The sequence below is a fragment of the Mariniflexile sp. genome (assembly GCF_041583155.1).
GTDB lineage: Bacteria > Bacteroidota > Bacteroidia > Flavobacteriales > Flavobacteriaceae > Mariniflexile.
Map to the genome: position 1 here is coordinate 18,909 of NZ_JBFHGK010000033.1, position 20,629 is coordinate 39,537.

Genomic DNA, 20,629 nt, shown 5'->3' on the forward strand with positions numbered 1-20,629 from the left:
AAACAGAATTACAACAAGTAAGCAGTATTTTGAAAACTTACTCTAATCTTCTGGCGGATACCCGTGGATACTTTCAAAAACTTCATCAAAATTAGCACGTAAATATGCATTTAATTTCTTTCTATAATCGTCTTTTAACCATTCCACGAAGTTGTAGGTACTTTTACTAATACATTTAGTGTAACGTTGAATTCTAAAATCGATATCATCACCCAGCATTTTAGCTAATGCCAAAGCATCATAAACATCTTCACTGTTTTCTACACAAATCTTACCATGTTGTTCAATAGAACGTTCTAAAACTACTTTTGAGGATTCTCCATTTCTAATAGAATCCACATATGTTTTCTGGATATCAAAGTAAACATCCTTAGATTTTCCAAACTCTTTACGAAGCTCATCTGGCATTTCATACCTAAAATTACTTTCTAATTCTTCGTCACCTAAAATTGAATCTAAATAATAGTTTGGTGATTTAAATATACGTTGCCAATCTAAATTATCTCCCCATGGCCCAAAACGATGAAAGTTGTTACCTAAATCGATAACGCTAAAACTTTTCTTATTTTTTAAAATACGGGAACCACGACCAATCATTTGGTAATAAAGAGTTAATGATTTTGTAGCTCGATTTAAAATGATGCTTTCCACAGAGGGCTCATCAAAACCAGTGGTTAAAATACTAACCGACGTTAAAATAGCATCTGGTGTTTTCTTAAACCATTTAAGAATCATGGCGCGCTCCTTTTTGGTATTAGTATTGTCCAGATGCGCTATTGGATATCCAGCACGTCTAAACGTATCGTAAACATGCAGAGACGTGTTAATACCGTTATTAAAAATCAATGTTTTTTTGCCTTTAGCACGTTCCTCGTAAGCTTGAACAAGCTTTGAAAGCATATCATCGGCAGTATATAAATCTTCAGAAGATTTTACGGTATAATCACCATTAGCTCCTACGATTAACGATGTTAACCCCACATTATATGTAAACATTTCAGCACGAGCCAAAAAGCCGTTTTCTATAAGTGATTCAATACTTTCACCAACAATTAACTCATCGTAATTGTCTGTCATAGGCAATTCAATACTAGAACTTAAAGGTGTTGCAGTCACTCCCAAAATAAAAGATTGACTAAAAAACTTAAACAATTTAGTAAATGAATTGTAATGGGCCTCATCAATAATCACTAATCCAATATCCGAAATATCTAGCTTATCATCATTTAAACGGTTATTTAAGGTTTCTACCATAGCCACAAAACAACTATAATTTGCTTGATCGCTTAAGTCGGCTTTACTATCAATAACTTTGTTTTGAACATCAAACTCTGTAAGCATATTGGAAGTTTGCTTACATAATTCAATACGATGTGTCATTACTAACACTTTCTTTTTATGATGTTTAAGGTACTGTCTTACAATTTCAGAAAATATAACAGTTTTACCACCACCCGTAGGTAATTGGTACAGCAAATGATAATCGGATGGCGATTCTTCAAAGGCTTTAAAAATTTTATCTATAGCACCTTTTTGGTAGCTATATAAATCTTTACCCGTATTTCTTTCTTCTTGTTCAGTTCTTGATATTGACATGTATCTGTTATGTATAAGGCGTGCAAAAATAACACCTTTAGAGCGTTTATGACGAATGTTTATGCTAAAATTTCAAATGAATTTTATTTTTTTTTGAAATTTGATATGAATTGTAACGCTTCGCCATTTCTTAAAAAGTAATTTATATATTTGAAATTTAAACACCTTTGAATATGCAAATCAACGATAAATCGGAAACGAAAGAATACTTAGCTCATTCTGAACGCTATAATTGTATGACTTATAACAGAACAGGAAAAAGTGGTATTCTTCTACCCGCATTGTCACTTGGTTTGTGGCATAATTTCGGGTTTGTTGATAATATTCAAAATGCAAGGGAGATATTGCGCTGTGCATTCGACTTAGGTATAACTCATTTTGATTTAGCCAATAATTATGGGCCACCTTATGGTTCAGCAGAAGAAAATTTTGGTGTTATTTTTAAAAAAGATTTTAAAAATTACCGAGATGAACTTTTTATTGCAACCAAAGCAGGTTATGATATGTGGCCTGGACCCTATGGTAATTTGGGTTCTAGAAAATATTTAATTTCTAGTTTAGACCAAAGTTTAAAACGTATGGGATTGGAGTATGTAGATATTTTTTACCATCACAGACCAGATCCAGACACGCCTTTAGAAGAAACCATGGGAGCCTTGGCTGATATTGTTCGCCAGGGAAAAGCATTATATGTTGGAATTTCTAATTATCAACCAAAGGAAACCCAAGAAGCTGCTAAAATTTTAAAACGATTGGATGTTCCTTTTATTTTACATCAGGCGCGCTATTCGATGCTAGATCGTTGGGTTGAAGATGGACTTTTGGAAACTTTAGAAGCTAATGGAGTAGGCTGCATTGCATTTTCTCCGCTAGCTCAGGGAATGCTTACCGATAAATATTTAAAAGGTATTCCAAAAGATTCTAGAGCAGCAAAAGATTTAACCTATTTAAATGAAGAAGCAGTAACTTCTAACTTGGATAAAATTAAAGGATTGAACATTATTGCAGAAAATAGAACACAAAAACTATCTCAAATGGCGATTGCTTGGATTTTAAGACAACCTCAGGTAGCTTCAGTTCTAATTGGTGCAAGTTCCGCAAGTCAATTAAAAGAAAATGTAAAAGCTCTTGAAAATTTAAACTTTAGCAAAGAAGAGTTAGATTTAATTGAAAAAATTATAAACTAAAATTAATCCTTAACGATAATAATAGTTGCTTTTACGCCTGTTGCTAAATTCCAACGGTTTGCAGACACCAGATTGCCTAAATCATCAACCACTTGAAATTCGGCAGTGTTAGGTCCTGATTCACCTTGATTTAATGCAACAAAATCTATTTTATTAAATCCTTTTTTTAAATCCAATTTTAGTCCTTGAAAGCCTCCTGTTAGAAAAACCCTTGCCATTACTACGTCATCATTAACTCTTACTTGAATCAAATCACCATCAATAGCACCATGATCTCTAAAAGAGATATTTACAAATTTTGCATTACTTTTAAAATCACCAAAATATTGATCGGTTGAACTACCATTTCGTGCTTCAACTTCAGCTGGTGTAAGTTTGGTATCGGCTAAGTGATTATCTAATTGTTTAGAATATAGTTCTCCAGGATTTCCGAATTTTTCACCAAATAATGAAAACTCTTTTTTAGGTGCTTCCACCCCAGTATTTAAATTTGGTTTATTTAAACTACCGTAAATTGTAGAATTATTTAAGGGTTGAGAGGGTGTTGTTTTAGGAGCAATATTGGTTTCCTTTTTGCTTTCAACCGCAGGAATTGACATAGATTTATTATTGCTATCAATTTGTGCATTAACAGAAAATATTAATGTAAAAAATATAGTAAAAGTTAAAATCAGTTTCATTTGTCTCATTAAATAGGTTTATTTTTTCTACTTAATCGCATAAATATTTACCAAAGATATTTTTTTCTGATGGAAAACCTTATTAAGTAACCTTATTTCACAATGATTTAACAAAAACCATTCCTTAACCTATATTTTTATAATTATTTAATTAAACATTCAATTTTAATCGAAAACCTGAAGCTATTTAGTTTTTTATACTATCCGTTGGCTTTAAAATTCCATAATGTATGGAAACCTTTTTTCTACCCCAATTTTTGGCAGCTTTTATATCGGTTCCCATATAAATATCTATTTTATTTTTCCACTTGCCATGCATTCTATCTTTTACATAATAAATGCTATCAAAACCTTCAATTTTTATAGGCGTATTATGTTTTAATCCCTTTCTGTACAAATCTCTAGAAATTGCAACATAATTTAACCCTGGTTTTAAACTATCTCCAAAAGCAGTAATATGAGGGTTTGAATCTGTTTGATTTTTCACAGAATTATATGCGGATGCGGTAACTTTAAGTTTATGCCATGTGTAATGATCTTCAAAAGGAATTTCTTCCTTTTTACAATTAAAAAAAAGAATTAAAACTACAAAAACTAAAAGTCTATTAACCATGCAGTAAATTTAAATAAAGATACAAAATTAGTACTAAAACAATATCACGTAAAAAAAAAGGAAGCTTTTTGGGCTTCCTTTCTAAATTAAGAAATACTAATTTTCTTTGCTGGTTTCTTTTTAGCTTCCTCTTTTTTAGGAAGATGAATTTTTAAAATACCTTCTTTATAGTCGGCTGAAATGGCTTCAGTGTTTACAGAATCTGGAATGGTAAATGTTCTATTAAATGAAGAATACCCAAACTCTCTACGAGTATAGTTTTCTTTTTTCTCATTAGATTCAGTTTTAGTTTCAACCCCAATAGATAAAATATTATTATCAATGTTAATTTCAAAATCAGATTTTTTCAACCCTGGAACAGCCATATCTATAACAAATTCACTATCTGAGTTAATTACATTTACTGCTGGTAAAGTAATCCCTGTGTTGAAGTTGGACATAAATTCGGTACCTAAGCCTTTACCTAAAATATCATCAAACCAAGATGGTAAATAAGGTGTTAAATTAAAATTACTTTCAGCTGGCTTTTTATCTCTTTTAATTGTTGGAATTAAAGTGCTCATAATTAAATAATTTAGGTTAAACAATAAATTTTATAATTATAATAGCAATTAAAATACCAATTAAAAAAAACTGAAAAAATTTCAGATTACCTGTCGTTTTTTCATGTTAAAACACTTGTTATTAGGTAATTATGACATATTTATACGAAATAATATGCCATTTTTTCAAAAATAATACTATAGTTTATTTGCAATTAACTAACAGCCATTTTTTAGGTATTATACTAAGCTATTTATTGTTTTTGTACATTTGTTAATAAACATAAAAAAACGATTTCACACATCATGATACCAAGTATAGATTTAAACGATTTTCTCTCAGGAGATGCCATTAAAAAACAACAATTTGTTAATTCCATAGGTAAGGCGTACGAAGATATCGGATTTGTCGCTTTAAAAGGTCATTTTTTAAACGAAGCTTTAGTTGATAATTTATATACGGAAGTAAAAAATTTCTTTGATTTACCGGTTGAAACAAAACAAAAATATGAAATCCCAGGTATAGGTGGGCAACGAGGATATGTATCTTTTGGAAAAGAAAGTGCCAAAGGAAAAAAGGAAGGGGATTTGAAAGAGTTTTGGCATTTTGGGCAATATGTGGAAAACAACCCGAAACTAGAAGCAGAATATCCGGCCAATGTAATTGTAGAAGAGCTTCCTGAATTTAATAAAGTTGGAAAAGAAACCTACAAAATGCTTGAAAAAACAGCTAAATACGTGTTACGTGCATTAGCATTGCATTTAGGGCTAGAAGAAACTTATTTTGATAACTATATTCTTAACGGAAATTCCATATTACGCCCCATACACTACCCACCTATTACAGAGGAACCAAAAGATGCTGTTCGCGCAGCAGCACATGGAGATATTAACCTTATTACGTTGTTAATGGGAGCTCAAGGTCGCGGATTACAAGTCCAAAATCATCAGGGAGAATGGATAGATGCTATAGCCCAACCAGATGAATTAATGATTAATGTTGGAGATATGCTGTCTAGACATACCAATAATAAATTGAAATCAACCATACACCGTGTTATAAATCCTCCACGTGAGCTTTGGGGCACATCACGCTACTCTATTCCATTTTTTATGCATCCAATTAGTGATATGAAACTGAATGTTTTAGAGCAATGTATTGATGATAATAACCCAAAAGCATTTGAAGATATTACTGCTGGAGAATTTTTAACAGAACGATTAATTGAACTTGGATTAATTAAAAAATAATACTATTTAATCAATGAAGAAAATCGATATATTTTAATAGTTTTCGAATATATTGAACCCAGCAAATAAACTGTCTAAGAATGGATTTACAAGATCAACTAAAAAACCTATTTCCAGATCACATCGAAGAAGAATCTGTTGAAAACAATGAGGAATCTACAGCTATATGGATGCAAGACGACCCAATTATTTGTAAATACGAAAAGCGTAAAGGAAAACCAATAACCATTTTAGAAGGCTATACTGGGGCTACAGAAGATTTTAAAATTTTGGCTAAAGAAATTAAAACCAAATTAAGTGTAGGTGGTAGTTTTAAAGATGATAAAATCATCATTCAAGGTGATTATCGTGATAAAATAATGAATATGCTAAAAGAAAAAGGTTTTAACGTTAAGCGTGTAGGAGGCTAACTTTTATGAACAAATTTATACTCCATATTACCAATGGTCATGTACTTACTAAATATTTGCATGAACTAAATATAGAAGGAGACATCATAACATGGCAAGAAATGCTATGTGAAGGTCCTACGGTTGAACAAGTGTATTCAGATGAATTTTTAAAACTGCGAAAATCATTTTTATCTGAATTCTACGATATCGATTTAGATATTTCAGAAATTAAACAATCATTGGATAAATTAAATCATCCAGAAAAGTATTCGGAAATTGTACTTTGGTTTGAATACGATTTATTTTGCCATATTAACATGTTGGCTGTTATAAGTTTAATTCATCAAAAAAAAATCAATTTGCCTTTGTACTTGGTTTGTAGTGGTAAAGTAGAGCGAAATAAAAACTTAAAAGGTTTAGCCGAACTCAAATCCGGTCAACTACTAAAACATTATAGAGATAAAGTATTGTTAAATACTGAAGATATAGATATGGCTCGTACCGTTTGGGGTATTTATTGCGGAAGAGACCACAACTTATTAAAACCTTTTATTGTGAAAAAATCATCGTTTAAATATTTAAGCAATTGTTTAAAAGCGCATCTAGAACGTTTTCCAGAAACTAAAGATGGTTTAAATGTTATGGAGCGAAATATTTTAGAAATTGTAAGAGACACGGCCATTAAATCGGAACATCATTTGTTAGGTTATGCACTTAACTATCAAGGATATTATGGTTATAGTGACATACAGATTTTAAGATTAATGAAGAAGCTTAGCATTTTTTTTGATGAAGATGATACGCAATTAAAATTAAACAGACGTGGCCATGAAGCCTTGATCGGGCAGCACAATTTTGCCCGTGAAATAGACAACAATATGACTTTTGGAGGCGTAAATAGATTTGAATTTCAATTCAATAAAAAAGAAAATAAACTCATTAAAACAGTATATAATGCCCATTAAAGCATCCGAACTCATATTAAATCCTGATGGTAGTGTGTATCATCTCAATTTAAAACCAGAACATGTTGCCAAAACAATCATATTAGTTGGTGATCAGGATAGAGTTCCAAAAATTTCAAAGCATTTTGATAGCATAGAATTTGAAACTCAAAAAAGAGAATTCAAAACACACACCGGGACATACCGTGGAAAGCGTATAACCGTAATTTCAACAGGTATTGGACCAGACAATATAGATATTGTTTTAAATGAATTAGATGCACTTTTTAACATCGATTTAGAAACCAGAATACCTAAAAAGGAATTAACTAGTTTAGAAATTATAAGAGTTGGAACATCTGGCTCCTTACAAAATGATATTCCAGTAGACAGTTTTGTTTTAAGTACCCACGGATTAGATATTAATGGCATGCTTCATTTTTATCAAATTGAATCTATACGAAATCCTGAAATGGAATCTGCTTTTATTAAACACACTAATTGGGATGCAAATAAAGCAAAACCACTTATCATTCAAAATAGTGAATTTCTTCAAAAAAAAATAGAAAGTAATCTTACATTCAAGGGGTTAACAGCTACGGCAGGCGGTTTTTATGGACCACAAGGTCGTGTGCTACGTTTAGCCATTCAAGATGAAAACTTAAATCATAAAATGGACAATTTCAATTTTAATGGTGTAAAAGTTACAAACCTCGAAATGGAAACATCGGCCATTTATGGTTTATCTAAACTATTAGGTCATCATGCGGTATCCATAAACGCCATCATAGCCAACAGAGCCAATGGAACATTTAGTAAAAACCCGGGGCAAGTTGTTGAAAACCTGATAATTTACACACTTAACAAAATTATTGAATAAATTAGATTACATGAAGACGATAAATATAGGGGGCGTACCAGAACATTTTAATTTAGCTTGGTATTTAACTTTAAAAGATGGTGAATATAAAGAAAAAGACATCAACTTACGCTGGCAAGATTACCCTGAAGGAACGGGTGCAATGTGTAAAGCATTGCGCAACAAGGAAATAGATATTGCAGTTATTTTAACAGAAGGCATCATTAAAGATATTATTGATGGAAATCCGAGTAAAATTGTACAAACTTTTGTGCAATCTCCTTTAAATTGGGGTATTCATGTGGCAAAAAATTCGCCTTACAAAACAATAAAAGATTTAAAAGGAACCAAAGCGGCCATAAGCAGATACGGTTCTGGATCGCATTTAATGGCTTACATAAATGCAGAAAACAATGGCTGGAATTTAAAAGAAGATTTGCAATTTGAAGTCATAAATGATTTAAATGGTGCCATTGATGGTTTAACAACCGGAACGGCAGATTATTTTATGTGGGAAAAATTCACTACAAAACCATTGGTTGATAATGGTACTTTTAGAAATATAGGCAACTGCCCCACTCCATGGCCCTGTTTCGTTATTGCTGTTAGGGAAGATTTTATTAAAACAAATAAAACAGATTTAAAAACAATTTTAGATATTATAAATAACACTACCAAGGAATTTAAAGACATTCCAAGTATAGACAGAACCATTGCAAACCGTTATGAACAGCAACTAGAAGATGTTCAGGAATGGTTAAGTATTACAGAATGGTCTCAAAATTTAATAGATAAAAACACTATAAACGACATTCAAAAAAAATTATTTGCCTTAAACATAATCCCTGAAATTGTTGATTATAATGAATTGACATTCAAATTATAATTTATCTAAAAAACCAACTACAAAACGTTAAGGTTTAGTAAAATTCATTCAAAAAATATATTAAATTTCTATTTTTGAAAAATTAGATAACAACTTAAAAGCATACATGAAGAAACTACTTGTATTTACATTAGCCATTGCAACAACCATTATAGCTTGCAAGCAAGAACCAAAAGACTACGTTACACTTTCTGGAACAATTACCGATAAAAGCAGTGATTCTGTGGTGATAAGATCGCGTTCCTACTCTAAAACCATCCAAGTAAATGAAGATGGTACTTTTAGTGATACTCTAAAAGTTGAAACCGGAATTTACAATTTTTTTGATGGTAATGAATCAACAAATTTATTCCTTAAAAATGGTTTTGAAATTAATATGACTGTTGATACCAAACAATTTGATGAAACTGTAAAATATACAGGAATTGGTGCAGAACATAGTAACTTTTTAGCCAAAAACAATTTGATTCAAGAAGAACTTTTGGATATGGATGCACTGAGTGATTTTGATATGCCTGGTTTAGAATCGAAATTTGAAGAAATTAAAACTAAATTAACTGAGTTTTATGATGCTAATAAAGATGTAGATACACTTATAATGAACACCTTAGTTAAGAATTTAGATCCAATGATAAATTATTACAAAGGTTATTTAGCTGAATCTATAGCATTAAAAACGCAATTAGCAAAAGGAACACCCTCCCCTACTTTCGAGAATTATGAAAACTACAAAGGGGGAACAACTTCTTTAAGTGATTTAAGAGGAAAATATGTATATGTTGATGTATGGGCAACTTGGTGTGCACCTTGCAAAGCTGAAATACCTGCTTTAAAGGAATTAGATAAGCAATATCACGGTAAAAACATTCAATTTTTGAGTCTATCTATTGATGATGATAGAAGTCATGGAGGATCATGGGATAAAGCTCGTGAAGACTGGAAAGCAATGATTGCCGATAGAGAATTAGGCGGTATACAGTTATTTGCCCCAAAAGGATGGCAATCGCAATTTGTTTTAGATTATAAAGTAAATGGCATTCCAAGATTTATTTTAATCGATCCGAATGGTAATATAGTTACTCCTGATGCACCACGACCATCCGACCCAAAATTAACAGAACTATTTACATCGTTAAATATTTAAACAACATAGTTTTATATAATAAAAAAGCCACTATTCAGTGGCTTTTTTATTAGAATCAGAATCATTTTCCTTTTCAGGTATTGATTCAGGCTGTTTAAATAAATCTTTAAAAGCTTCACCCAAGTAATTAATAATATGAGTAGCTATTAAGCTATGATAGCCATAATCTTCAAGGGCAATATCCCCCGATTTTCCATGTAAATACACTCCAAAAACGGTAGCTTCCAATGGTTTATACCCCTGTGAAACTAAACCTGTGATGATACCTGTTAAAACATCACCACTGCCTGCTGTTGCCATTCCTGGGTTACCTGTGGTGTTAATATATAATTTGTCATCAAAAATAGTAATGGTATTAGCTCCTTTAATGACCAATATAATTTCATGGTCTTTCGAAAATTTTTTAGCTTTTTCAAGTTTATCAAAATCATTCTTCCACTTACCAATCAAGCGCTCTAATTCTTTGGGGTGTGGTGTTAAAATACATTGTTTGGGTAATAATTTTAATAATTTATTGTTTTTTGAAAGGATATTAATAGCATCAGCATCAACGACCAAAGGTGCTTTATTTTGTTCTAGAAAGGATTCAAAGGCAGAAATTGTTTTTAAATTTGTACCTATACCAATACCTAAACCAATTACTGTGGGAGTTATTTCAAATGAAATGTTAGTAATGTTATTTTCATCTTCATCCGTAATAACCATGGCTTCAGGAAATGAGGTTTGTAATGGAATATAACCACACTTTGGAACAAAGGCAGTAACTAAACCTGCCCCAACGGATAAAGCAGCTTTGCTAGCAAGTATTACCGCACCTATTTTACCATAACTACCTCCAATTATTAAGCTATGACCAAAATCACCCTTATGGGAAAATTTTGTTCTCGGCATATACAATGGTAACATTTCATGCTTTCCAATTAACTCTGTGTCCGTTTCGGTTATGGTTACATACTCTTGGTCAAAACCAATATCTACTGCTTCCCATTCCCGAGTAAATTTTGCTGTTTCAGGTAGAAAAAACACCAATTTAGGTGTTACAAAACTTAGAGTAAAATTTGCCCATACCACAGCATCTTCATCCTTAGGAACAAAATTGGTTCCTAATCCAGAAGGAATATCAACTGAAAGTGTAAACGCTCCTGATTTCCTAAAGTGCATAAAAAGTCCTTTAATCCATCTATCCACAGGCCTATTTAGTCCAATACCAAAAACCGCATCCACTACAATATCATCTGCTTGGATTTCCGGAAAATCATCTTCACATTTTAAAAGCGTTGGCCACTTTTTAGTAACTTGTTTTATGCGATCATAATTAATTAAAAAATCTTTAGAACGTTTATCACTACAATTTACTACATAAGTATTTACATTATAACCATGCAAAATTAAATGTCTTGCCAATACTAATCCATCGCCTCCATTGTTACCAATACCACAAAAAATATGTATTGGAACTTGCATGCCTTGTAAACGTAGATGAATCCAATTAAAAATTTGAACTCCGGCACGTTCCATTAAATCTGTAGATGTGATTTTTTGTCGCTCAACAGTTAATCTATCTCCTTCATATATTTGTTCTTTTGAAAATAGTTTCATTTAAAAAAATGTGTTTATGTTTTCATTAAAAATAATAACACAATTTAATGAATAAAAAAAACCTTAGCTACTTTTCAACTAAGGTTTTACAACTAAATTATTCGTTTTTTATGAAGAAGTAATTATTCTTTAATGAATTTAACCATTTCGAGATTTTCTAATTTTAAAATATACATACCATTAGCTAAAAACCTTACATCTATTTTGCTATCGTTTGATGTGGTTCCTTTAGCCATTTCTTTTCCTTGCATTGTATAAATTGTATATTTTTTGGATTCACCTAATCCAGAAAGACTAATATAATTGGTAGAAGGGTTAGGATAGGTTTTTATTTTTGCCTTCAAATCAATCTTAATATCCGATAAGGTGTCCGTATCCACTTTGGATATTGCTCCATATATAGTTTCATTACCATAAATTACATATGGTCGAACATAATATGTTGTATTAGCTTCTAAATTCTCTAATTCAAACTCGAAAGGATCCAAAGTAGCTTCAACTACTATCTTAGAATCATTAACTGATGGAATTTCTGTTGATATACTATATACAAACCCCTTTTCTATTATCATTTCTCCCCCATTTATTACTTCAGCCTTAAGGCTTATTCGCTGTGTATCAGTATTTAAAATCGCAGCTCCTTTAACAGTAGGAGTTTCAATTTGCTTTTTGTTCAGTTTTCCTTCTTTGATTTTTTGACTTTGTCCTTGCATCACTGAAGAAACCAGAACCAACAATGTTATAAGTAATACTTTAGGAATTAGAGAGTTCATTTGAGGGATTTTTAGATTTGAGATATACAAATATAGAGTTAATATAAATATTTAACGCATTTAATCGCATATTATTGTATTTAAACAGATTTTGTAAGTATTATTACAGTTAAATACTGTTAATTTTTGTAAGTATAAATTTATACTTTTTTAAAAATTATGTAAAAATTGAGTTATTATCTTGCCAGCGCTAATAAATACGATTATCATTTTTTTAATTGATATTAAAATTAGTCCATAATATTAAATGAAATTAGCCTGCATGTAAGAATACCATAAAAAAATAATTTTTATTTTTTTATAAGCTTAATTGTAATACTTTTGAATAATAGTTATTACACTAAATAAATGATTCATTCAATCCAAAATACGGCTAATTTAAGTTCTTTTTCAACAAAAGGAACTATGCGTTTTTTTGGAACAATTACAATTACAACCACCCCTTGGGGTTGTTAATTATATATTCTTCGTACTATATTTGTAATTTTTATAATTACAGCAATTCAATTATTTTTTTTAATTATCAATTCATTAAAAGATGAAGGTTTTAAAATTTGGAGGAACTTCAGTAGGTTCGTCAAAAAACATAAATAGTGTTATTAGCATTTTAGAAAATTATGCTAGCAAAGATTCAGTAATTTGTGTAGTTTCAGCTGTTGGCGGTGTAACAGATAAACTACTATTAGCTGGTAAACAAGCCCAAAATAAAGACAATAGTTTTTCAGAGACTTTCACGGATATCAAAAAAATTCATATAAATATTGTTAAAGAATTAAACCCTGAAAAGAATGAAGCTATTTTAGAATATGTTGAAGCTAAATTGAGTGAATTAAAAAGTCTTTTGGATGGTATTTTTTTAATAAATGAATTATCGCCTAAAACTTCCGATAAATTAGTAAGTTTTGGAGAATTGCTTTCTTCGTACATCATTTCCGAAACAATGAAAAATCGTGGTATTTCAGCAGACTCAAAAAACGCTCAGGAACTTTTAATTACGAATTCAAATTTTTCAAAAGCAGAAGTTAATTATGCAATAACTAACAAGAATTTGGAGACGTATTTTAAATCGGCTCCTCAAAAAATAACCATTCTTCCTGGTTTCATTTCAAAATCGCAATTAGGCGAACAAACAACTTTAGGTCGTGGTGGTTCAGATTTCACAGCAGCAATTGTAGCAGCAGCCTTAAAAGTAAAACAGTTGGAAATTTGGACTGACGTAAGCGGTATGTTTACTACAAATCCAAATTTAGTTAAACAGGCATACCCTATCGAGAAAATATCTTACCAAGAAGCTATGGAATTGTCGCATTTCGGTGCTAAGGTATTGTATCCACCAACAGTGCAACCCGTTTTAGACCTGAATATCCCAATCCATATCAAGAACACTCTAGAACCTGAAGCCGTTGGTACCATTATCTCCAATGATGAAGTAGTATCAAAATCACCAGTAAAAGGTATTAGTAATATTGGAAATATTGCACTATTAACCTTGCAAGGTAGTGGTATGATTGGTATTCCTGGATTTTCAAAACGACTATTTGAAGTGCTTTCACAGGAAAAAATTAATATTATTTTAATTACACAAGCATCGTCTGAACATTCTATTTGCTTAGGAATTGATGAAGGTGATGCAGAAAAAGCTCAAACAGCTATTGATGCTACTTTTGAAAATGAAATAGCCCTTCATAAGATAGACCCAATTATTGTTGAAAAAGGACTGTCAATCATTGCCTTAGTTGGTGATAATATGAAAAATCACCAAGGTATTAGCGGAAAAATGTTTAGCACTTTAGGTAAAAACAACATCAATATTAGAGCTATTGCACAAGGTGCTTCAGAAAAAAACATTTCAGCCGTTATTCTAGAAACGGATGTTAAAAAAGCGCTTAACACATTACACGAACAATTTTTTGAGAGCAAAACCAAACAACTCAATGTATTTATTACCGGTGTTGGTAATGTAGGTGAAAAATTAGTTGAGCAAATTAAACAGCAACGTAAATATTTAAAGGAGAATTTAAAAATAAATTTAAGAATTGCTGGATTATCTAATTCTAGAACGATGATTTTTAATGAAGAAGGCATCGATTTAAATACTTGGAAAGAACAACTAGCGCAAGGTGAAAAAGCAACCTTAGAAGGCTTTTTTGAAAAAACCAAAAGCCTTAATTTACGTAACAGCATTTTTGTTGATGTTACTGCTAATAAAGAAGTTGCCAATTTATACGCCAACTATTTACGCCAAAGTATAGGTGTAGTAGCTTGTAATAAGATAGCTTGTTCTAGTGATTTTGAAAACTATAAGTTATTGAAAGGCCTATCGCTAAAATACAACGCTCCATTTTTATTTGAAACCAACGTAGGTGCCGGTTTGCCTATTATTGATACATTGGGTAATTTAATTGCATCTGGAGATAAAATAACTTCTATTCATGCAGTACTATCGGGCAGTTTAAACTTTGTGTTTAATAATTTTAATGATACAACTAAATTTTACGATGTAGTAAAACAAGCGGCTGCTGAAGGATATACAGAACCAGATCCAAGAATTGATTTAAGCGGTGTAGATGTAGCTAGAAAAATTCTAATTTTAGCCAGAGAAAGTGGTGTTGAAATGAATTTAGAAGACATTGAAAACACACCATTTTTATCGGAATCAGGTATGCAAAGTGATACGGTAGACGATTTCTATGAAACTCTAATTGCAGATGAAGCACATTACCAAAGTTTGTATGCTTCCGCGAAAGCGAAAAACTGTCAATTAAAATATGTTGCTCAATTCAATAACGGAAAGGCAAGTGTAGGCTTACAAGAAATACCTAGCGATCATCCATTTTACAATTTAAAAGGAAAAGATAATATCGTGATGTTTTATACACAACGCTACCCAGAACAGCCGATGATTATTAAAGGTGCTGGTGCTGGTGCCGATGTAACAGCTTCAGGGCTATTTGCTGATATTATTAGAATTGGAAATGATTAATTGAGACGACAGACTCTAGACGTTAGATATCGGGTAAATACGTAACGTCTGTTGTCTAAAATCTTATATCGAAATAAAGAATGAACGAAATAAAAATATTTTCACCAGCAACCGTAGCAAATGTAGCTTGTGGTTTTGATGTGCTAGGATTTTGCTTAGATAGTGTTGGAGATGAAATGGTAATTAGAAAAATCGATAAAAAAGGAATTTTCATTACTAAAATTGAAGGTGGTTTTGATTTACCAGAAGAAACACAATTGAATGTAGCAGGTGTTTCTGCATTAGCTATGTACGATGTACTAATGCCCGACTGTGGATTTGAAATTGAGATATATAAAAAAATAAAACCTGGAAGTGGTATTGGTAGTAGCGCTGCCAGTGCCGTTGGAAGTGTTTTTGGAATGAATGAACTTTTAGGGAGACCATGTACTAAAACACAACTTACGGAATTTGCGGTTAAAGGAGAGGCTGTGGCAAGTAAATGTGAACACGCCGACAACCTAGCTCCTGCTATGTTTGGTGGTTTTACTTTAGTAAAAAGTATGTCGCCACTAGAAATATTACAAATTCCAACACCTGCTAACCTATACGCTACCATAATTCATCCGCAAATTGAAGTTAAAACCTCAGAAGCAAGAGCAATATTACCAAAAGAAGTGGAACTAAGTAATGCGGTTACTCAATGGGCTAATTTTGGAAGTTTAATACACGCTTTGCATACCAGTGATTTTGAATTAATGAAACGTTCATTAAACGACGTTATCGTGGAACCATTTAGAAGTCAGCTGATTCCTCATTATTATGAAGTTAAAAATATAGTTCTTGAAGCAGGTGCTTTGGGTGTGGGTATTTCAGGATCCGGACCTTCAATATTTTCTTTAAGTAAAGGGGTTGAAATAGCTAACAATGTGGCAGATGCAATGAAAAGTATATATTCTAAAACAGATATTGATTTCGATATTCATGTTACTAAAATTAATACTCAAGGGATTAAAATTATATAAAAATTTATTTAAGTATTAAACGTTTTATCGTAATCCGAATAGAAAAGTATATATAGGAAGTTTATCATGAAACGATATTAATGATTACTTCAAAAAAAAATATAAAATAATCATCCGACTTGTTTTTTAAGTCAGTTAATTTTGAAATTATGAACTACTATTCATTAAATCATAAGGCACCAAACACATCGTTTAAAGATGCTGTAATTAAAGGAATCGCTCCTGATAAAGGACTGTACTTTCCAGAAAGCATAACACCTTTACCAGAATCTTTTTTTGAGAACATAGATGAATTGTCGCATTCTGAAATCGCTTTTGAAGCCATTAAACAATTTGTGTCTCCCGAGATTCCTGAGGCTATATTAAAACAGATTGTTGAAGAAACGTTATCCTTCGATTTTCCTGTTGTAAAATTGAATAACAATATTTCAACATTGGAGTTGTATCACGGACCAACCATGGCATTTAAAGATGTTGGAGCACGTTTTATGGCACGATGCTTAGGGTATTTTAATCAAAATAATGACAGAGAAGTTACGGTTTTGGTTGCCACTTCTGGTGATACTGGTGGTGCCGTAGCTAACGGTTTTTTAGGTGTAAAAGGGGTTAATGTAGTTATTCTTTACCCTAGTGGAAAAGTGAGTGATATACAGGAAAAACAATTAACTACCTTAGGTCAAAATATTAAAGCATTAGAAGTTAATGGTACGTTTGATGATTGTCAAGAGATGGTTAAAACTGCTTTTCTGGATGAGGAATTAACCAACAAAATGCAATTAACTTCTGCAAATTCTATTAATGTTGCGCGTTGGTTACCTCAATTGTTTTATTTTATGTTTGCTTACAAACAATTACATAAGGAACATAAAGACATTGTATTTTCCGTACCAAGTGGAAATTTTGGAAATATATGTGCAGGAATGATGGCACAACAATTGGGATTACCTATTAACCATTTTGTAGCTTCAAACAATGCGAATAATGTTGTAACACGTTATTTAATTTCACGTCTTTACGAACCTAAACCATCTGTTCAAACTATAAGTAATGCTATGGATGTAGGGGCTCCAAGCAATTTCATTCGTATTAAAGAAATTTACAAAAATAATTTCGAAACATTAAGATCCAATTTAACCTCTTATAGTTATTCTGATGAAGAAACGAAAGAAGCAATGTTGGAAATGTACACTAATTATAATTATGTAGCAGATCCACATGGAGCCGTTGGCTATTTAGGCTGTAAAGACTATTTAAAGGAAAACAAAAATGCGCACTGTGTATTTTTGGAGACCGCACACCCAACCAAATTTCTTGATGTTGTAGAGGATGTTATTAATGAAAAACAATCTCTACCAGAACAAATTCAATCTGTAATGGGAAAAACAAAAGAATCCGTTGTTATCTCTAATTATAATGATTTAAAAGCGTTTTTATTGGAGGCGTAGCATGCTCTAAATTGAAAATTACATGAATTGGTTTATTTTAATTATTGCAGGATTATCTGAAGTAGCCTTTGCGTTTTGTTTAGGAAAAGCTAAAGAGACCTCAGGAACCGATTCTATGTATTGGTACCTTGGTTTTTTAGGCTTTTTAATCTTAAGTATGACTTTATTGGTTAAAGCAACAAATCAATTACCTATAGGCACTGCTTATGCAGTATGGACGGGAATTGGCGCTATTGGTACTGTACTACTAGGTATTTTTATTTTTAAGGAGCCTGCTAGTTTTTGGAGAATTTTCTTTATTACAACACTTATAGTATCAATTATTGGTTTAAAAGTTGTTTCTAATTAATTATTAGTTTGTAGAAATTTAAACTTTATTTTTTGATAAAAATGTTAGTGTAATACCATTTTCCCTGCTCATTTTGTTCAGCAGCTAAATCAAAATTAGTATAATCACCTTCAATATTAGCACGATGCCCTTCGCTTTTTAACCAAGCATTAACTACCGATTCTGCTGAACTGTAGCCATAGGCTACATTTTCAGACACCTTGGTTGCGCCAGTATTCGCTTTTAAATAATCGCTCCTCTTATAAAAATTAGCATGCGAAACTTCATTTTTATCTACCATATAATCGGTATGGGTAAAGGCTACAGATTTTACCAAAGCCATATCAGAAAGCGCATTCAAACCTAAAGACTCTCTGTGTTCATTGATAAGGTCAAGAATTTGAAGTTCTATTGTTTTTGTTTCTGGAATAGTTAAACTTAATTCAATATCATTTGAATAATCATCAAGATTATCTGTGGTGCAAGAAAAGCTTAAAAAAGCTAACAATGCCAATAAAGGCAATTTAGTTAAAGACTTCATAAGTAGGTAATTTAGATTTGGTTCTGTAAAATTAACCTACTATTACGAAGTGAATGTTAATGAAATGTTAAAATCGACTAAAAACACGCAGTTAGTCGATATTAATTGTATTATATCGATGAAATACACTTTGTGAATTAAAAATAATGTATTTCATCATGCGAATTACGGAGATAGTCGATTAATTAGCCAACTGTAGTCTTCCTGTAATTGGTATCTGATTCTATCATGTAATCTATTTGGTCTACCTTGCCAAAATTCCATCTCAACTGGTTTTACAATATAACCACCCCAATAGTCTGGTCTAGGAATTTCTTTACCTTCAAATGCTTTTTCTAATTTGGATAGTTTTTCTTCAAGCCAAGATCTATTTGGTAAAACTTCACTCTGGTTAGATACTAAGGCTCCTAATTGACTACCTCGGGGTCTAGATTCAAAGTAACCATCACTCAAATTATTGGCAATTTTTTCTGCTGTTCCTTTTATAATAATCTGCCGTTCCGCGCCATGCCAAAAAAAAGATAAGCATACATTGGGGTTTTGTTCTATAGCCTTGCCTTTTTCACTGTTATAATTTGTGTAAAAAATAAAGCCCTCATAAGTAAATCGTTTTAATAACACTACCCTATTTTTAGGAAAACCATCTAAGCCAATAGTACTTACTGTCATAGCATTTGTTTCGTCATCACTAAAATATGTATCTACTTCATGAAACCACTTTTGAAACAATTCCAAAGGGTTTTCCGGCACATTTTCTACAAGAAGTTCACTTTTCTCGTACGATTTTCTATAATTGATTAAATCTTGTTCCATAAGTACAAAATAACAAAAATTAATTTTTGTATTTTGAATAATTGTATCAATAAACTTTATAATTTTGATGAACCTTAAAACGCCTATATGAAGTTTGAAAATTCTAAGTTTTCGAAGCTGAAACACCATAAATTAAAAATGCGTTTTGGCAATTTTTATTTATTTGACACCTTCATGATTGCTGAATTGAATGAAGGTATACATTTCGATTGGAATATGGTTGAGGAAGCAATGATACATGTTGAAAAATTTTATGGTACCAATGCGAAAATCGCTTATATTTCCAACAGAGTGCATTCGTATTCTATTAACCCTCAAGCTTGGAATGATGTTCAAGAAAAATATAATATTATAGTTGCAGCTGCCATTGTAGCTTATAACAAGATGATTTACTTAAATGCAAGTTTAGAGAAACAATTAGCAAACACAAGTATAAGGCACTGCTTTTCATTAATAGAAGCAATAGAATGGGCTGTAGATTTACAAGACCCCAAATAAACAATAACTTTTAAGTATTGCATAAGGCCAACGTTTCTTCCGTGAATAATTATATTAATGCAGTGATTTCTGTTATTTAAAATTAATATAAATTTTACCTGAAACATATTTCTTACTTCACAAAAATCATGTATATTACTTCACTATGAAATTTGAAGTATTTCAAAACATATCAGCATTACATTACAAAAAAATAGAACTCTCCTTTGGGCAGTTTTTTATTTGCGAACATTTTGTGGTGGCAGAGTTGAACCACCAAGTGCATGTGGACTGGTCTATTTTTAAAAACATTGCCAACATGCTAATAGAGCATTATGGCTATGCCAAAAAGATTGGATTTATATCAAATAAAGTGAACTCTTATTCCATAGATCCTTTAGTTTGGGTAACATTTAGCAAGGAATATGATTTTATTGAATCTACAGCTATAGTATGGTATAACCATGCTGGTTTTATGAGTGCCACCTTGGAAAAAATGTTTTTAAAAAATAGTGTAAAACTATGCGAATCTTTAAATGAAGCAATACATTGGGTTAGTAAATCAGAATAAT

Annotated in this window: 21 protein-coding genes; 13 read left to right on the top strand and 8 right to left on the bottom strand. The window is 31.5% G+C overall.

Annotated elements, in window-relative coordinates:
• Positions 1–42: 42 nt before the first annotated feature.
• Positions 43–1,596: a DEAD/DEAH box helicase gene (locus ABYI63_RS12290; RefSeq protein WP_372756649.1), complete on the bottom strand. Its 1,554-nt coding sequence runs from the start codon at positions 1,594–1,596 to the stop codon at positions 43–45.
• A gap of 173 nt (positions 1,597–1,769) precedes the next feature.
• On the opposite strand from ABYI63_RS12290, the gene mgrA reads away from it, so the two are divergent.
• Positions 1,770–2,783: an L-glyceraldehyde 3-phosphate reductase gene (gene mgrA, locus ABYI63_RS12295; RefSeq protein WP_372756650.1), complete on the top strand. Its 1,014-nt coding sequence runs from the start codon at positions 1,770–1,772 to the stop codon at positions 2,781–2,783.
• Between the two features lie 2 nt (positions 2,784–2,785).
• Here the strand turns inward: mgrA and ABYI63_RS12300 are convergent, their stop codons facing one another.
• The 3 genes from ABYI63_RS12300 to ABYI63_RS12310 all read right to left on the bottom strand — a co-directional run bounded on the left by ABYI63_RS12300 (position 2,786) and on the right by ABYI63_RS12310 (position 4,639).
• Positions 2,786–3,463, bottom strand: coding sequence for a hypothetical protein (locus ABYI63_RS12300; protein ID WP_372756651.1), 678 nt, complete (start codon positions 3,461–3,463; stop codon positions 2,786–2,788).
• A gap of 187 nt (positions 3,464–3,650) precedes the next feature.
• Positions 3,651–4,076: a 3D domain-containing protein gene (locus tag ABYI63_RS12305; protein WP_372756652.1), complete on the bottom strand. Its 426-nt coding sequence runs from the start codon at positions 4,074–4,076 to the stop codon at positions 3,651–3,653.
• An 86-nt stretch (positions 4,077–4,162) separates the two neighbouring features.
• A complete protein-coding gene (locus ABYI63_RS12310) occupies positions 4,163–4,639 on the bottom strand; it encodes an Hsp20/alpha crystallin family protein (protein WP_372756653.1) in 477 nt (158 codons plus the stop codon).
• Positions 4,640–4,924: 285 nt separating this feature from the next.
• Between ABYI63_RS12310 and ABYI63_RS12315 the strand changes: the two genes are divergently transcribed.
• The 6 genes from ABYI63_RS12315 to ABYI63_RS12340 all read left to right on the top strand — a co-directional run bounded on the left by ABYI63_RS12315 (position 4,925) and on the right by ABYI63_RS12340 (position 10,094).
• Positions 4,925–5,869 carry an isopenicillin N synthase family dioxygenase gene (locus ABYI63_RS12315; RefSeq protein WP_372756654.1) on the top strand — a complete coding sequence of 315 codons (945 nt, stop codon included), beginning with the start codon at positions 4,925–4,927 and terminating at the stop codon, positions 5,867–5,869.
• Positions 5,870–5,949: 80 nt separating this feature from the next.
• Positions 5,950–6,279, top strand: a complete 330-nt coding sequence (locus ABYI63_RS12320; RefSeq protein ID WP_372756655.1) for a translation initiation factor — start codon at positions 5,950–5,952, stop codon at positions 6,277–6,279.
• A 5-nt stretch (positions 6,280–6,284) separates the two neighbouring features.
• The gene (locus ABYI63_RS12325; RefSeq protein WP_372756656.1) at positions 6,285–7,226 is read left to right on the top strand and encodes a DUF1835 domain-containing protein; all 942 of its coding nucleotides are present in this window, start codon (positions 6,285–6,287) and stop codon (positions 7,224–7,226) included.
• Positions 7,216–8,085: a nucleoside phosphorylase gene (locus ABYI63_RS12330; RefSeq protein WP_372756657.1), complete on the top strand. Its 870-nt coding sequence runs from the start codon at positions 7,216–7,218 to the stop codon at positions 8,083–8,085. The genes ABYI63_RS12325 and ABYI63_RS12330 overlap by 11 nt, the downstream gene beginning before the upstream one ends.
• Positions 8,086–8,095: 10 nt before the next feature.
• Positions 8,096–8,950, top strand: coding sequence for a substrate-binding domain-containing protein (locus tag ABYI63_RS12335; protein ID WP_372756658.1), 855 nt, complete (start codon positions 8,096–8,098; stop codon positions 8,948–8,950).
• A gap of 106 nt (positions 8,951–9,056) precedes the next feature.
• On the top strand, positions 9,057–10,094 hold the full coding sequence (locus ABYI63_RS12340) for a redoxin family protein (RefSeq protein WP_372756659.1): 1,038 nt from the start codon (positions 9,057–9,059) through the stop codon (positions 10,092–10,094).
• A 30-nt stretch (positions 10,095–10,124) separates the two neighbouring features.
• Here ABYI63_RS12340 and ABYI63_RS12345 read toward each other — a convergent pair whose 3' ends face one another.
• Together ABYI63_RS12345 and ABYI63_RS12350 are read right to left on the bottom strand one after the other, a co-directional pair.
• The gene (locus tag ABYI63_RS12345) at positions 10,125–11,693 is read right to left on the bottom strand and encodes an NAD(P)H-hydrate dehydratase (RefSeq protein ID WP_372756660.1); all 1,569 of its coding nucleotides are present in this window, start codon (positions 11,691–11,693) and stop codon (positions 10,125–10,127) included.
• A gap of 122 nt (positions 11,694–11,815) precedes the next feature.
• Positions 11,816–12,466 (bottom strand): T9SS type A sorting domain-containing protein, encoded by a 651-nt coding sequence (locus ABYI63_RS12350; protein WP_372756661.1) that lies wholly within the window; start codon positions 12,464–12,466, stop codon positions 11,816–11,818.
• A gap of 538 nt (positions 12,467–13,004) precedes the next feature.
• Between ABYI63_RS12350 and thrA the strand changes: the two genes are divergently transcribed.
• The 4 genes from thrA to ABYI63_RS12370 all read left to right on the top strand — a co-directional run bounded on the left by thrA (position 13,005) and on the right by ABYI63_RS12370 (position 18,247).
• The gene (thrA, locus tag ABYI63_RS12355) at positions 13,005–15,449 is read left to right on the top strand and encodes a bifunctional aspartate kinase/homoserine dehydrogenase I (protein WP_372756662.1); all 2,445 of its coding nucleotides are present in this window, start codon (positions 13,005–13,007) and stop codon (positions 15,447–15,449) included.
• Between the two features lie 80 nt (positions 15,450–15,529).
• Positions 15,530–16,453, top strand: coding sequence for a homoserine kinase (locus tag ABYI63_RS12360; protein WP_372756663.1), 924 nt, complete (start codon positions 15,530–15,532; stop codon positions 16,451–16,453).
• A gap of 149 nt (positions 16,454–16,602) precedes the next feature.
• Positions 16,603–17,898: a threonine synthase gene (gene thrC, locus ABYI63_RS12365; protein WP_372756664.1), complete on the top strand. Its 1,296-nt coding sequence runs from the start codon at positions 16,603–16,605 to the stop codon at positions 17,896–17,898.
• A gap of 22 nt (positions 17,899–17,920) precedes the next feature.
• Entirely contained in the window at positions 17,921–18,247 is a 327-nt protein-coding gene (locus ABYI63_RS12370; RefSeq protein ID WP_372756665.1) for a multidrug efflux SMR transporter, read from the top strand.
• 25 nt (positions 18,248–18,272) lie between these two features.
• On the opposite strand, the gene ABYI63_RS12375 is transcribed toward ABYI63_RS12370, so the two are convergent.
• The gene (locus tag ABYI63_RS12375) at positions 18,273–18,767 is read right to left on the bottom strand and encodes a CAP domain-containing protein (protein WP_372756666.1); all 495 of its coding nucleotides are present in this window, start codon (positions 18,765–18,767) and stop codon (positions 18,273–18,275) included.
• A gap of 165 nt (positions 18,768–18,932) precedes the next feature.
• Positions 18,933–19,580: a pyridoxamine 5'-phosphate oxidase gene (gene pdxH / locus ABYI63_RS12380; protein WP_372756667.1), complete on the bottom strand. Its 648-nt coding sequence runs from the start codon at positions 19,578–19,580 to the stop codon at positions 18,933–18,935.
• An 87-nt stretch (positions 19,581–19,667) separates the two neighbouring features.
• Between pdxH and ABYI63_RS12385 the strand changes: the two genes are divergently transcribed.
• Both ABYI63_RS12385 and ABYI63_RS12390 read left to right on the top strand, forming a co-directional pair.
• Positions 19,668–20,078 (top strand): hypothetical protein, encoded by a 411-nt coding sequence (locus tag ABYI63_RS12385; protein ID WP_372756668.1) that lies wholly within the window; start codon positions 19,668–19,670, stop codon positions 20,076–20,078.
• Positions 20,079–20,223: 145 nt separating this feature from the next.
• On the top strand, positions 20,224–20,628 hold the full coding sequence (locus ABYI63_RS12390; RefSeq protein ID WP_372756669.1) for a hypothetical protein: 405 nt from the start codon (positions 20,224–20,226) through the stop codon (positions 20,626–20,628).
• Position 20,629 lies beyond the last annotated feature (1 nt).